At 58.5% G+C, this 13,670-nt stretch carries 16 protein-coding genes; 15 read left to right on the forward strand and 1 reads right to left on the reverse strand.

Annotation, left to right across the window (positions count from 1 at the left end; translation table 11 throughout):
- The first annotated feature begins 10 nt into the window (after positions 1-10).
- The 3 genes from secD (at position 11) to J7E41_RS16875 (ending at position 3,475) form a co-directional block, all read left to right on the forward strand.
- Positions 11-1,879 (forward strand): protein translocase subunit SecD, encoded by a 1,869-nt coding sequence (gene secD / locus J7E41_RS16865; protein ID WP_214994488.1) that lies wholly within the window; start codon positions 11-13, stop codon positions 1,877-1,879.
- A gap of 9 nt (positions 1,880-1,888) precedes the next feature.
- Positions 1,889-2,803 (forward strand): protein translocase subunit SecF, encoded by a 915-nt coding sequence (gene secF / locus J7E41_RS16870; protein WP_214994489.1) that lies wholly within the window; start codon positions 1,889-1,891, stop codon positions 2,801-2,803.
- A gap of 123 nt (positions 2,804-2,926) precedes the next feature.
- The gene (locus tag J7E41_RS16875) at positions 2,927-3,475 is read left to right on the forward strand and encodes a glycine zipper 2TM domain-containing protein (protein WP_214994490.1); all 549 of its coding nucleotides are present in this window, start codon (positions 2,927-2,929) and stop codon (positions 3,473-3,475) included.
- An 88-nt stretch (positions 3,476-3,563) separates the two neighbouring features.
- Here the strand turns inward: J7E41_RS16875 and suhB are convergent, their stop codons facing one another.
- Entirely contained in the window at positions 3,564-4,379 is an 816-nt protein-coding gene (gene suhB / locus J7E41_RS16880; RefSeq protein ID WP_003175971.1) for a type III secretion system regulator SuhB, read from the reverse strand.
- Between the two features lie 145 nt (positions 4,380-4,524).
- Here suhB and trmJ point away from each other — a divergent pair, with 145 nt between their 5' ends.
- The 12 genes from trmJ to rlmN all read left to right on the forward strand — a co-directional run bounded on the left by trmJ (position 4,525) and on the right by rlmN (position 13,669).
- The gene (gene trmJ / locus J7E41_RS16885) at positions 4,525-5,295 is read left to right on the forward strand and encodes a tRNA (cytosine(32)/uridine(32)-2'-O)-methyltransferase TrmJ (RefSeq protein ID WP_169353085.1); all 771 of its coding nucleotides are present in this window, start codon (positions 4,525-4,527) and stop codon (positions 5,293-5,295) included.
- Positions 5,296-5,297: 2 nt separating this feature from the next.
- The gene (cysE, locus tag J7E41_RS16890; protein WP_214994491.1) at positions 5,298-6,080 is read left to right on the forward strand and encodes a serine O-acetyltransferase; all 783 of its coding nucleotides are present in this window, start codon (positions 5,298-5,300) and stop codon (positions 6,078-6,080) included.
- Positions 6,081-6,378: 298 nt separating this feature from the next.
- Positions 6,379-6,870 (forward strand): Fe-S cluster assembly transcriptional regulator IscR, encoded by a 492-nt coding sequence (iscR, locus tag J7E41_RS16895; RefSeq protein WP_003210305.1) that lies wholly within the window; start codon positions 6,379-6,381, stop codon positions 6,868-6,870.
- 50 nt (positions 6,871-6,920) lie between these two features.
- Positions 6,921-8,135: an IscS subfamily cysteine desulfurase gene (locus J7E41_RS16900; RefSeq protein WP_155581724.1), complete on the forward strand. Its 1,215-nt coding sequence runs from the start codon at positions 6,921-6,923 to the stop codon at positions 8,133-8,135.
- Positions 8,136-8,236: 101 nt separating this feature from the next.
- A complete protein-coding gene (gene iscU, locus J7E41_RS16905; protein WP_155581723.1) occupies positions 8,237-8,623 on the forward strand; it encodes a Fe-S cluster assembly scaffold IscU in 387 nt (128 codons plus the stop codon).
- Between the two features lie 27 nt (positions 8,624-8,650).
- A complete protein-coding gene (iscA, locus tag J7E41_RS16910; protein WP_133102080.1) occupies positions 8,651-8,974 on the forward strand; it encodes an iron-sulfur cluster assembly protein IscA in 324 nt (107 codons plus the stop codon).
- 8 nt (positions 8,975-8,982) lie between these two features.
- Positions 8,983-9,504 carry a co-chaperone HscB gene (gene hscB / locus J7E41_RS16915; protein WP_214994772.1) on the forward strand — a complete coding sequence of 174 codons (522 nt, stop codon included), beginning with the start codon at positions 8,983-8,985 and terminating at the stop codon, positions 9,502-9,504.
- A gap of 51 nt (positions 9,505-9,555) precedes the next feature.
- Entirely contained in the window at positions 9,556-11,418 is a 1,863-nt protein-coding gene (gene hscA, locus J7E41_RS16920; RefSeq protein WP_214994492.1) for a Fe-S protein assembly chaperone HscA, read from the forward strand.
- A gap of 3 nt (positions 11,419-11,421) precedes the next feature.
- A complete protein-coding gene (fdx, locus tag J7E41_RS16925; RefSeq protein ID WP_214994494.1) occupies positions 11,422-11,763 on the forward strand; it encodes an ISC system 2Fe-2S type ferredoxin in 342 nt (113 codons plus the stop codon).
- Positions 11,764-11,777: 14 nt separating this feature from the next.
- Entirely contained in the window at positions 11,778-11,978 is a 201-nt protein-coding gene (gene iscX, locus J7E41_RS16930; protein ID WP_214994495.1) for a Fe-S cluster assembly protein IscX, read from the forward strand.
- 88 nt (positions 11,979-12,066) lie between these two features.
- Positions 12,067-12,492 (forward strand): nucleoside-diphosphate kinase, encoded by a 426-nt coding sequence (gene ndk / locus J7E41_RS16935; protein ID WP_017846179.1) that lies wholly within the window; start codon positions 12,067-12,069, stop codon positions 12,490-12,492.
- A gap of 28 nt (positions 12,493-12,520) precedes the next feature.
- Positions 12,521-13,669, forward strand: coding sequence for a 23S rRNA (adenine(2503)-C(2))-methyltransferase RlmN (gene rlmN, locus J7E41_RS16940; protein WP_169353091.1), 1,149 nt, complete (start codon positions 12,521-12,523; stop codon positions 13,667-13,669).
- Position 13,670: the final 1 nt, after the last annotated feature.

A 13,670-nucleotide genomic window follows, 5' to 3' on the forward strand; every position in this document is an offset into this window, starting at 1 on the left:
GGGCGGCGTGATGCTGAACAAATACCCTCTGTGGAAATACGTACTGATCCTGGCGGTGCTGGCGATCGGTTTTATTTATTCCGCTCCCAATCTCTATCCTGATGACCCGGCGATCCAGATCACTGGCGCCAGCACTGCACTGCAGGTCAATCAGGCTGACCTGGACCGCACGAGCAAAGCGCTCACCGATGCGGGTATCCAGGTTAAAGCGGCAACATTGGCAGCTGATGGCAAGGGCGGCTTGTTGCGCCTGACCAAGCAAGAAGACCAATTACCGGCCAAAGACGTTGTGCGCAAGATCATGGGTGATGACTACGTCGTCGCGCTGAACCTGGCACAGACCACGCCCAAATGGCTGCGCAGCATTGGCGCGCACCCGATGAAGCTGGGTCTGGACTTGTCCGGTGGTGTGCACTTCCTGCTGGAAGTGGACATGGACAAGGCCCTCGACGCTCGCATGAAGGTCTACGAAGGCGACGTGAAGAGCCTGCTGCGTAAAGAGCGTCTGCGTTATCGCAGCCTGCCGCAGCTCGACGGCGCCATCCAGCTGGGCTTTGCTGATGAAGCAACCCGCGAACAGGCCCGTGCACTGATCCGCAAGAACTTCAACGATTTCGACATTGTTCCGGCCGACCTCAATGGTCAGGCGGTACTGCGTCTGGCGATGACCCCGGCCAAGCTGGCGGAAATCCGCGAATACTCCATCAAGCAGAACTTGACCACGGTACGTAACCGCGTCAACGAGCTGGGTGTGGCCGAGCCGCTGGTTCAACGCCAGGGTGCCAACCGCATCGTGGTTGAGCTGCCAGGCGTGCAGGACACCGCTGAAGCCAAGCGGATCCTCGGCAAGACAGCCAACCTCGAGTTCCGTTTGGCTGCAGAGCCAGGTGCTTCGAAAGCCACTTCCGAAACCTTCGAGTTCCGCGAAGGCAACCGTCCTCCGGCTCAGATCGAGCGTGGCTTGATCATCACCGGTGACCAGGTGACTGATGCCAAGGCAGGTTTCGGCGAGCACGGCACGCCTGAAGTGAACATCCGTCTGGATGGTCATGGTGGCGAACTGATGAACCGCGCGACCCGCAGCAACGTCGGTCGCAGCATGGCGGTGATCTTCATCGAGCAGCGTCCGGTCACCACCTACACCAAGCAGATGGTCAACGGTGTCGAGAAAGACGTACCAGTGCAGACCTTCAAGGAAGAGAAGAAGATCATCAGTCTGGCGACCATTCAGTCGCCGCTGGGTGCTCAGTTCCGCATCACCGGCCTGAACGGCCAGGGCGAGTCGTCTGAGCTGGCACTGCTGCTGCGTGCTGGTGGCTTGGCTGCCCCGATGTACTTCGCTGAAGAGCGCACCATCGGCCCGAGCCTGGGTGCCGACAACATCACCAAGGGTGTCGATGCGGCACTCTGGGGCATGCTGTTTGTTTCCCTGTTCATCATCGCCATCTATCGCTTCTTTGGCGTCATCGCCACTGTCGCGCTGGCGGGGAACATGGTCATGCTGCTGGCCTTGATGTCGCTGCTAGGGGCTACGCTGACCCTGCCAGGCATCGCCGGTATCGTACTGACCATGGGTATGGCGGTGGACGCCAACGTACTGATCTTCTCGCGGATTCGTGAAGAGATCGCCGCCGGCATGACCGTGCAACGGGCAATCAACGAAGGCTTCGGCCGGGCATTTACCGCGATTCTCGACTCCAACCTGACCACTTTGCTGGTCGGCGGGATTCTCTTTGCCATGGGCACCGGCCCTGTCAAAGGTTTTGCGGTGACCATGTCCCTCGGTATCTTTACCTCGATGTTCACGGCCATCATGGTGACCCGCGCAATGGTCAACCTGATCTTTGGCGGGCGTGACTTCAAGAAGTTGTGGATTTAAGGGGCTGCCATGTTACGTACAATCAACTTCATGGGCGTTCGCAACGTTGCGTTCGGCGTCACTGTGCTCCTTACCGTTCTGGCGTTGTTCAGCTGGTTCCATAAGGGCCTGAACTACGGTCTGGACTTCACCGGCGGTACGCTCATCGAGCTGACCTACGAGAAACCCGCTGATGTCACCCTGGTGCGCAACGAGCTGGTCAAGGCCGGCTATCACGAAGCTATCGTGCAGAGCTTTGGCGCGACCACCGACCTGCTGGTGCGTATGCCGGGCGAAGACCCGCAACTGGGTCACCAGGTAGCCGAGGCCTTGCAGAAGGTCGGTGGCGACAACCCGGCTTCGGTCAAGCGCGTCGAGTTCGTGGGCCCTCAAGTGGGTGAAGAGCTGCGCGATCAGGGCGGTCTCGGCATGCTGATGGCGCTGGTTGGTATCATGATCTACCTGGCTTTCCGCTTTCAGTGGAAGTTCGGGGTTGGTGCCATTGTTTCGCTGATCCATGACGTGATCGTGACGGTGGGTATCCTGGCTTACTTCCAGATTACCTTCGACCTGACGGTATTGGCGGCGGTGCTGGCGATTATTGGTTACTCCCTCAACGACACCATCGTGGTATTTGACCGGGTTCGCGAGAACTTCCGGGTACTGCGCAAGGCGACGCTGATCGAGAACATCAACATCTCCACTACCCAGACCCTGCTGCGGACCATGGCGACGTCGATCTCCACCTTGCTGGCGATTGCTGCACTGATGGTGTTCGGTGGCGACAACCTGTGGGGCTTCTCGCTGTCGCTGTTTATCGGCGTGCTGGCAGGTACCTACTCGTCGATCTACATCGCCAACGTGGTGCTGATCTGGCTGAACCTCAACAGCGAAGACTTGATCCCTCCGGCCAGTACAGGCAAGGAGGTCGACGACCGTCCTTGATGGGCGATTGTTGATCTGCAGCTACAAAGAAGGCGTGAGTATTGAACTCGCGCCTTTTTTTTTGCTCCAAGGCTGGGTATAGCGCGGACGTTTCGGTCCGTTTGTGATGGTCAGGAGGTTCATGTGAACAAGTCGTTGCTGGTTGGTGCGGTATTGGGTGCTGTCGGTGTGACTGCCGGGGGCGCTGTTGCCACCTACAGCCTGGTAAAAAGCGGCCCTGAGTATGCGCAAGTGCTGGCGGTGCAGCCGGTGAAAACCCAGATCAAAACCCCGCGTGAGGTCTGCAAGGATGTCACTGTGACCCGGCAGCGGCCGGTGCAGGATCAGCATCAAATCGCCGGTACCGTGGTCGGTGCCCTGGCGGGCGGTCTGTTGGGTAATCAGATCGGTGGCGGTAATGGCAAGAAGCTGGCCACTGTGGCCGGTGCGGTCGGTGGCGGTTATGCCGGTAACAAGGTTCAGGAGGGCATGCAGAATCGTGATACCTACACTACGACTCAAACCCGCTGTAACACTGTGAATGACATCAGTGACAAGGTTGTCGGGTATGACGTGCGGTATCTGCTGGATGGCAAGGAAGGTTCCGTGCGCATGGATCGTGATCCAGGTGGCCAGATTCCGGTGAACAAGGAAGGGCAGTTGGTACTTGGCCAGAATCAATCGGGCCAATAAGTCGCCTTGATTGAGTGTTCTTCAGGGCTCACTCAAAGTCCAGGCATAAAAAAAGCACCCTTAGGGTGCTTTTTTTGTGCTCGCTCGCTTAGCGCTTCAGCGAAGCTGGCAGGTGCGGCTGGATCGCCGTCAGTACTGCCTTGAAGCATTTGGTGTTGCCGGCAACCACATGACCCTTCTCCAAGAAGTCGTGACCGCCGGTGAAGTCGCTCACCAGGCCGCCTGCTTCTTGAATCAGCAGCGCACCTGCAGCCATGTCCCACTCGGACAGGCCCGACTCCCAGAATGCGTCAAAACGACCAGCGGCCACGTAAGCCAGGTCCAGGCTTGCTGCGCCGGCGCGACGGATGCCGGCGGTCTGGCCTACGAGGGCGCGGAACATGCCTAGGTAATTTTCCAGGTTGTCCATCTGGTCGTCACGGAACGGGAAGCCGGTACCCAGCAGGGCGCCGTCCAGGCTGGTGCGACCGCTGACGCGCAGGCGGCGACCGTTGAGCTGGGCGCCACGGCCACGGCTGGCGGTGAATTCTTCCTGGCGAACCGGATCCAGAACAACAGCGTGCTCCAGGCGGCCACGGTATTTGCACGCGATGCTCACGGCAAAGTGCGGGATGCCGCGCAGGAAGTTGGTGGTGCCATCCAGTGGGTCGATGATCCACAGGTAGTCTTCGCCTTCGCCGCTACCTTTGTGCAGGCCGGTTTCTTCACCGAGGATGCCGTGGGTAGGGTAGGCCTTGCGCAGGGCGTCGATGATTTTCTGTTCGGCGGCGCGATCCACCTCGGATACGTAATCCTTGGCGTCTTTTTCGTCGACCTTGATGGTATCCAGGCGCTCGATGGAGCGGAAGATCAATTCACTGGCGCTGCGGGCGGCGCGCAGCGCGATATTCAGCATGGGCTGCATGGATGTGTCACCTAAGGTTGTTAAAGAAAGCCGAGCATTCTAGCAGAAACTTTCTTCAGGTGAAGGACGACGTTAGCTTTCATGGCATAACCTTAGGCTGTTCTGTAAGATTTGCTCCCCTTTCCCGTGTCCGAGAGCGCCTCCCTTGCTGCAAAACATTCGTGTCGTCTTGGTCAATACCAGTCATCCCGGCAACATCGGTGGGGTGGCGCGAGCCATGAAAAACATGGGGCTGACGCGCCTGGTGCTGGTCGAGCCTCGCCTGTTTCCGCATCACGAGGCCGATGCCCGCGCGTCCGGCGCCAATGACATCCTCGCAAGTGCGCAAGTTGTTGCCACTCTGGAAGATGCCTTGGTGGGCTGCAATCTGGTGTTGGGCACCAGCGCCCGTGACCGTCGTATTCCCTGGCCACTGCTCGATCCCCGCGAATGCGGCACCAAAGTGGTCGAAGAGGCCGCCGGCGGGGCTGAAATCGCTCTGGTATTCGGCCGTGAGGACTCCGGCCTGACCAATGACGAGCTACAGCGATGTCATTACCACGTGCATATCCCCTCAGACCCTGAGTTCAGCTCGCTGAACCTTGGGGCAGCGGTGCAGGTGTTGAGTTATGAAGTGCGCATGGCCTGGCTGGCGGCTGAAGGCCAGCCGAGCAAGGTAGAGAAGGACGAGGTTGCATCGACCAAAAGCGGCGAGTTGGCCACCATGGATGAGCTGGAACGGTTCTATGAGCATCTGGAGCAGACTCTGGTGGCCATTGAATTCCTCGATCCGGAAAAACCACGGCACTTGATGGCGCGCCTGCGTCGGTTGTACGGACGTAGCTCGGTCAGTCGGGCGGAAATGAATATATTGCGTGGCATCCTCACGGAAACCCAGAAAGCGGCCCGTGGCGAGCTTCTTAAGCGGAAGGATTAAAAATGTTCGAGCGTTTGCGAGAAGATATCCAGAGTGTTTTCCACCGTGACCCGGCGGCGCGCAACGCCTTTGAAGTGCTGACCTGCTACCCGGGCATGCATGCGATCTGGATTCACCGCCTGTCCGGCGCCTTGTGGAATATGGGCTGGAAGTGGCTGGCGCGGCTGGTGTCGAACTTCGGGCGCTGGTTGACCGGGATCGAGATTCACCCGGGGGCCAAGGTAGGGCGTCGCTTCTTTATCGATCATGGCATGGGCATCGTTATCGGTGAGACGGCTGAAATTGGCGATGATGTGACCCTGTACCAGGGTGTGACCCTTGGTGGTACCACCTGGAACAAGGGCAAGCGCCACCCAACCCTGGAAGATGGTGTGGTGGTTGGGGCGGGCGCCAAGGTGCTTGGCCCGTTTACTGTCGGTGCCGGGGCCAAGGTTGGCTCCAATGCCGTGGTCACCAAGGCTGTGCCGCCTGGCGCTACCGTAGTGGGTATTCCGGGGCGGATTATCGTCAAGCCGGAAGTCGGTGATGAGCAGGAAGCGAAGCGCAAGGCCATGGCCGAGAAGATCGGCTTTGATGCCTATGGTGTGAGCGAAGACATGCCCGATCCGGTGGCTCGCGCTATCGGCCAATTGCTTGACCACCTGCAGGCGGTGGACGGCAAGCTGGACGGTATGTGTGGTGCCCTGAAGGAGCTGGGTAGCAGCTACTGCGCCAAGGACTTGCCTGAACTGCGCGAAGAAGACTTCGCCGAGATCAAGGACGAAAGCGCCAGTAAGGCTGGCTAAATCTCAAGTCCCACACAGTTCCATGTGGGAGCGGGCTTGCTCGCGAAAGCGGAGTGTCAGTTGATAAATAGGTTGGCTGACCCACCGCCTTCGCGAGCAAGCCCGCTCCCGCATTTGATCTTCATCGTGCTCAAGACTGCCTGCTGTCCACTGCGGCTGTTCGATCCCACCCCACCCTGCTATTATTTGCGCGCCCTTTTTACGGGTAATCCTGACTAAAGTACTAGGTCTTATAGTTGACTTAAATACTCGGGAATCGCATACTTGCTCCCATTCTGAAACACCTTGGTACTTGTCCATGAGACTGACTACAAAAGGCCGATACGCGGTAACCGCCATGCTTGATCTGGCCTTGCACGCGCAAAATGGGCCGGTGTCCCTGGCCGATATCTCCGAGCGCCAAGGCATTTCCCTGTCCTACCTCGAGCAGCTGTTCGCCAAGTTGCGGCGCAGCAATCTGGTTTCCAGTGTTCGTGGTCCAGGTGGTGGCTATCAATTGTCCCGCGATATGCAGGGCATCCAGGTGGCCCAGGTGATCGACGCGGTCAACGAATCCGTCGATGCCACCAAATGCCAGGGCCTGGGTGATTGCCACGCCGGCGACACCTGCTTGACGCACCACTTGTGGTGCGATCTGAGCCTGCAGATCCACGAATTTTTGAGTGGTATCAGCTTGGCTGATCTTGTGACTCGCCGTGAGGTGCAAGAAGTAGCCCAGCGTCAGGACCAGCGCCGTTGCAACACCAAGGCGCCGCGTCTGGACAAGATTGAAGCGTCCGCCGTCGAGTGACAGCCGAAGAGCTAACGGCACGCCAGCCAGCCTGATTTAGGAGAAAGTCCATGAAATTGCCGATTTACCTTGATTACTCAGCGACCACCCCGGTTGATCCGCGTGTCGCGCAAAAGATGAGCGAATGCCTGCTGGTTGACGGAAACTTCGGCAACCCTGCGTCCCGTTCCCACGTTTTCGGCTGGAAAGCCGAAGAGTCCGTGGAAAATGCGCGTCGCCAGGTCGCCGACCTGGTCAATGCCGACCCGCGTGAAATTGTCTGGACCTCCGGTGCCACCGAGTCCGACAACCTGGCAATCAAGGGCGCCGCGCATTTCTACTCCACCAAAGGCAAGCACCTGATCACCACCAAGATTGAGCACAAGGCTGTCCTCGACACCATGCGCCAACTGGAGCGTGAAGGCTTTGAAGTCACCTACCTCGAGCCAACCACCGACGGTATCGTGACCCCTGCGATGATCGAAGCTGCGATGCGTGAAGACACCATCCTGGTTTCCGTGATCCACGTGAACAACGAAATCGGCACCATCAACGACATCGCGGCCATCGGCGAGCTGACCCGCTCCAAAGGTGTCCTGCTGCACGTCGACGCTGCTCAGTCCACCGGCAAGGTCGACATTGACCTGTCGAAACTGAAAGTCGACCTGATGTCGTTCTCTGCCCACAAGACCTACGGCCCTAAAGGCATCGGCGCCCTCTACGTGAGCCGCAAGCCTCGCGTACGTATCGAAGCCACCATGCACGGCGGTGGTCACGAGCGCGGTATGCGTTCCGGCACTCTGGCGACCCACCAGATCGTCGGCATGGGCGAAGCTTTCCGTGTAGCCAAGGAAGACATGGCTGCCGAAAACGTGCGCATCAAGGCCCTGAGCGATCGCTTCTACAAGCAGGTCGAAAACCTTGAAGAGCTGTACATCAATGGCAGCATGACCGCCCGTGTACCGCACAACCTGAATTTGAGCTTCAACTACGTCGAAGGCGAGTCGCTGATCATGGCGCTCAAGGACCTGGCGGTTTCGTCCGGTTCGGCCTGCACCTCGGCCTCCCTTGAGCCGTCCTACGTCCTGCGCGCCCTGGGCCGTAACGACGAGTTGGCGCACAGCTCGATCCGCTTTACGTTCGGCCGCTTCACCACCGAAGAAGAAGTCGACTACGCCGCGCAGAAAGTCTGCGAGGCCGTGACCAAGCTGCGCACCTTGTCGCCGCTGTGGGACATGTACAAAGACGGCGTCGATATTTCCAAGATCGAGTGGGCGGCACACTAAATATAGAAGCCGCCACCCAAAGGCTCTGTAAAAACGTGGCGGAAAACGCAGGCGTTTTTACAGGGTTCCAGAGCGGCCCTGATGAGTGAGGATTCAGTACCATGGCTTACAGCGAAAAGGTCATCGACCACTACGAAAACCCGCGTAACGTCGGCAAGATGGACGCGGAAGACCCAGATGTCGGCACCGGCATGGTCGGCGCTCCGGCGTGCGGCGACGTTATGCGCCTGCAGATCAAGGTCAACGATCAAGGCGTCATCGAAGATGCCAAGTTCAAGACTTACGGCTGCGGTTCGGCCATCGCCTCCAGCTCCCTGGCGACCGAATGGATGAAAGGCAAGACCCTGGATGAGGCTGTCACCATCAGCAACACCCAACTGGCCGAAGAGCTGGCCTTGCCGCCAGTGAAAATCCACTGCTCGGTACTCGCAGAAGACGCCATCAAGGCGGCCGTTCGCGACTACAAGCAGAAGAAAGGCTTGATCTAAGCATTTGGCGACGAGTAAGGAGTCACGATGGCTATCAGCATGACAGAAGCGGCGGCTAAACACGTGCGACGCTCCCTTGACGGGCGCGGCAAAGGTGAGGGGATTCGTCTGGGTGTTCGCACCACGGGCTGTTCCGGCCTTGCCTATGTGCTGGAGTTTGTCGACGAGGTGGTTGCGGAAGATCAGGTGTTCGAAAGTCACGGCGAGAAAGTGATCATCGACCCGAAAAGCCTGACTTACCTGGACGGCACCGAACTCGATTTCGTCAAGGAAGGGTTGAACGAAGGCTTCAAGTTCAACAACCCCAACGTACGCGGTGAATGTGGCTGCGGCGAAAGCTTCAACATCTGAGGCTGATTGTGGGTACTCCTTGTCATTTCGCTTTATTCGAGCTGCAGCCGAGTTTTCGCCTGGATCTTGATCAGCTTGCCACGCGCTATCGTGAATTGGCGCGTGGGGTGCATCCGGACCGTTTCGCTGACGCTTCCGAGCGTGAGCAGCGCTTGGCGCTGGAGCAATCAGCCAGCCTCAATGAAGCCTATCAGACGCTCAAAAACCCTCCCAAACGCGCGCGCTACCTGCTCGCCATGGGCGGTCGCGAGCTGCCACTTGAGGTCACGGTTCAAGACCCTGATTTCCTGATGCAGCAGATGCAATGGCGTGAAGAACTCGAAGACTTGCAGGACGAGGCCGATATGGCTGGCGTCGTCGTCTTCAAGCGCCGTCTGAAAGTGGCCCAGGATGAACTCAACGAAAGCTTCGCGGCTTGTTGGGATGATGCGGCGCAACGCGAACAGGCCGAACGCCTGATGCGGCGCATGCAGTTCCTCGACAAGCTCACCTACGAAGTGCGCCAGTTAGAAGAGCGCCTCGACGATTAACCCAGTGCTGCCCACGTTGCACGCCTGACAGACAGATAAGACCTGATTACCATGGCCCTACTGCAGATCGCCGAACCCGGCCAAAGTCCTCAACCGCACCAGCGTCGTCTGGCGGTCGGGATTGACTTGGGCACCACCAATTCGCTGGTCGCTGCGCTGCGCAGCGGTCTTTCCGAGCCGCTGCCCGACGCCGATGGCCAGGTCATCCTGCCGTCTGCCGTGCGCTATCACGCTGACCACACCGAGGTCGGTGAGTCGGCCAAGCTGGCGGCCTCTGCCGATCCCCTGAACACCGTGCTTTCGGTCAAGCGCTTGATGGGCCGTGGCCTGTCCGACGTCAAGCAGTTGGGTGATCAACTGCCGTACCGCTTTGTCGGCGGCGAATCCCATATGCCGTTCATCGACACCGTCCAGGGTCCGAAAAGCCCGGTGGAAGTGTCGGCCGATATCCTCAAGGTGCTGCGCCAGCGTGCAGAAACTACCTTGGGCGGCGAGCTGGTGGGGGCGGTAATTACTGTTCCTGCGTATTTCGATGACGCTCAGCGTCAGGCTACCAAGGATGCGGCGAAACTCGCCGGTCTGAACGTACTGCGCTTGCTCAACGAGCCGACCGCTGCCGCTGTGGCGTACGGCCTCGATCAACACGCCGAAGGCCTGGTCGCTATTTACGACCTGGGCGGCGGTACGTTTGATATCTCGATTCTGCGCCTGACCGGCGGTGTCTTCGAGGTCCTGGCCACCGGTGGCGATAGCGCCCTGGGCGGGGATGACTTTGATCACGCCATTGCTGGCTGGATCATCACCAGCGCCGGTTTGTCTGCCGACCTGGATCCGGGCGCGCAACGTAACCTGCTGCAAACCGCCTGCGCCGCTAAAGAAGCGCTGACTGACGCTGCGTCGGTTGAAGTTTCCTACGGTAGCTGGTCGGCCCAACTGACCCGTGAAGCCTTCGACGCGCTGATCGAGCCAATGGTCGCCCGCAGCCTGAAAGCCTGCCGTCGCGCTGTTCGTGACTCCGGTATTGAGCTGGAAGATGTCGGCGCCGTGGTTATGGTCGGTGGTTCGACTCGGGTGCCACGCGTTCGCGACGCCGTTGCCGAAGCCTTTGGTCGCCAGCCGCTGACCGAAATCGATCCGGATCAAGTGGTGGCCATTGGTGCTGCGATTCAGGCCGATACCCTTGCCGGCAACAAACGTGATGGTGGCGAACTGCTTCTGCTCGACGTGATTCCGTTGTCCCTGGGGCTGGAAACCATGGGCGGCCTGATGGAGAAGGTGATTCCACGTAACACCACCATTCCTGTCGCTCGCGCCCAGGACTTCACGACGTACAAAGATGGCCAGTCGGCCATGATGATTCATGTGCTGCAGGGCGAGCGTGAGCTGATCAGCGACTGCCGCTCCCTGGCGCGCTTTGAATTGCGCGGTATTCCGGCGATGGTTGCCGGCGCGGCGAAGATTCGTGTGACCTTCCAGGTCGATGCCGATGGCTTGCTCAGCGTTGCTGCCCGCGAGTTGGGTTCAGGCGTTGAAGCCAGCATTCAGGTCAAGCCGTCCTACGGCCTGACCGACGGCGAAATCGCCAAGATGCTCAAGGATTCGTTCCAGTACGCCGGCGACGACAAGGTCGCCCGTGTACTGCGTGAGCAGCAGGTCGATGCCCAGCGCCTGCTCGAAGCGGTGCAGGGCGCCCTGGATGCTGATGGCGACCGCCTGCTGGATGCTGAAGAACGCCTGGTCATCAACCTGCAGATGCAGGAGTTGGCCGAAATGATGAAAGGCACCGATGGTTACGCCATCGAGCAGCAGACCAAGCGCCTGTCGCAAGTGACCGATGCTTTTGCCGCCCGTCGTATGGATCAGACGGTGAAAGCCGCTCTGGCGGGCCGCAACTTGAATGAACTTGAGGATTAACTGATGCCGCAGATCATTTTTCTGCCCCACGCCGAGCATTGCCCGGACGGTATGGTTGTGGAGGCTGAGACCGGCAAGTCCATTCTCGAAGTCGCTCACGACAACCATATCGAGATCGAAAGCGCCTGCGGCGGCGTCAACGCCTGCACCACCTGTCACTGCATTATCCGTGAAGGTTTCAATAGTCTCGAAGAGGCTGATGACCTGGAAGAGGACTATCTTGATAGGGCGTGGGGGCTGGAGCCGACATCGCGCTTGAGCTGTCAGGCGAAAGTGGGAACAGAAGACCTTACCGTCGAGATTCCGAAATACTCGCTTAACCATGCCGCCGAAGCGCCGCACTGACTGGTAGAACTGTCATGAGTTACGGTTGGAATGATGTACAACGCATTGCTGAAGAACTGGCTGAAGCCAAGCCGGGTGTCAGTCCGCTGACGGTCAACTTCGTCGACCTGCAACGATGGATCATGGAGTTGCCTGATTTCGACAATACCTCCGGTCGCTGCGGCGAGAAGGTGTTGGAGGCCGTCCAGACGCTCTGGATCGAAGAAATAGACTGATCATCCCCGCAGGTTAGGCAATACCCAAGAACCCGCGTATAATTCGCGGGTTTAATTTTTCGTAAATTACCGTTTCTGGAGTTACACCATGGCTGTTCAACGTACTTTCTCCATCATCAAGCCTGACGCTGTTGCAAAAAACGTCATCGGCGAGATCACCACTCGTTTCGAAAAAGCCGGCCTGAAGGTTGTAGCTTCGAAACTCAAGCAACTGTCCAAAGCTGAAGCTGAAGGCTTCTACGCTGAGCACAGCGCTCGTGGTTTCTTCGGCGACCTGGTTGCTTTCATGATCTCCGGTCCTGTTGTTGTCCAGGTTCTGGAAGGCGAAAACGCTATCGCTCTGAACCGTGAGCTGATGGGCGCTACCAACCCTAAAGAAGCTGCTGCCGGCACCATCCGTGCTGACTTCGCTGACTCCATCGACGCCAACGCTGTACACGGTTCGGACTCCGAAGCCGCTGCTGCTCGCGAAATCTCGTACTTCTTCGCAGCTACTGAAGTAACCACTCGCTAAGTATTGGCTTAAGAGTGAAGGTGAATCCATGACTACATTGACTGCAAAAACCAACCTGCTGGGTCTGACTCAACAGGAAATGGAAAAATTCTTCGACTCAATCGGGGAGAAGCGTTTCCGTGCCGCTCAGGTAATGAAGTGGATTCACCATCTTGGCGTCGATGATTTCGACGCCATGACGAACGTCAGCAAGGCCCTGCGCGACAAGCTCAAGACCATTGCCGAAGTTCGTGGCCCCGAAGTGGTCAGCGAGGATATCTCCACCGACGGCACCCGTAAGTGGGTGGTGCGCGTGGCGTCCGGCAGCTGCGTCGAGACCGTCTACATTCCCCAGGGCAAGCGCGGCACTCTGTGCGTTTCGTCCCAGGCAGGCTGTGCCCTGGACTGCAGTTTCTGCTCCACCGGCAAGCAAGGTTTCAATAGCAACCTCACCGCCGCCGAAGTCATCGGCCAGGTGTGGATTGCCAATAAATCGTTCGGCAGCATCCCGGCGACCGCCGACCGTGCCATCACCAATGTGGTGATGATGGGCATGGGTGAGCCGCTGCTGAACTTCGACAACGTCGTCGCGGCCATGCATTTGATGATGGACGACCTGGGCTACGGCATCTCCAAGCGCCGTGTGACCCTGTCGACCTCCGGCGTGGTGCCGATGATCGATGAGCTGGCCAAGCACATCGACGTCTCCCTGGCGTTGTCCCTTCACGCACCGAATGACGCATTGCGTAACCAATTGGTGCCGATCAACAAGAAGTATCCGCTTAAGATGCTGCTCGAATCTTGCCAGCGCTACATGGCGACCTTGGGTGAGAAGCGTGTGTTGACCATTGAGTACACCATGCTCAAGGACATCAACGACAAGGTCGAGCACGCGGTCGAGATGATCGAGCTGCTCAAGAATGTACCGTGCAAGATCAACTTGATTCCGTTTAACCCGTTTCCCCATTCTGGCTACGAGCGGCCGAGCAACAACGCCATCCGCCGTTTCCAGGATCAACTGCACCATGCCGGCTTCAATGTCACTGTACGCACCACCCGTGGTGAAGACATCGATGCGGCATGTGGCCAACTGGTAGGACAGGTGCTGGATCGCACCCGTCGTAGCGAACGTTATATCGCCGTGCGTGAGTTGAGCGCTGACAGCGATATGCCGCAAAGCGCTGCGACTCGAACCTGAG

Source organism: Pseudomonas fluorescens, from assembly GCF_018614655.1.
In the GTDB taxonomy this organism is placed as follows: Bacteria; Pseudomonadota; Gammaproteobacteria; order Pseudomonadales; family Pseudomonadaceae; genus Aquipseudomonas; species Aquipseudomonas fluorescens_BX.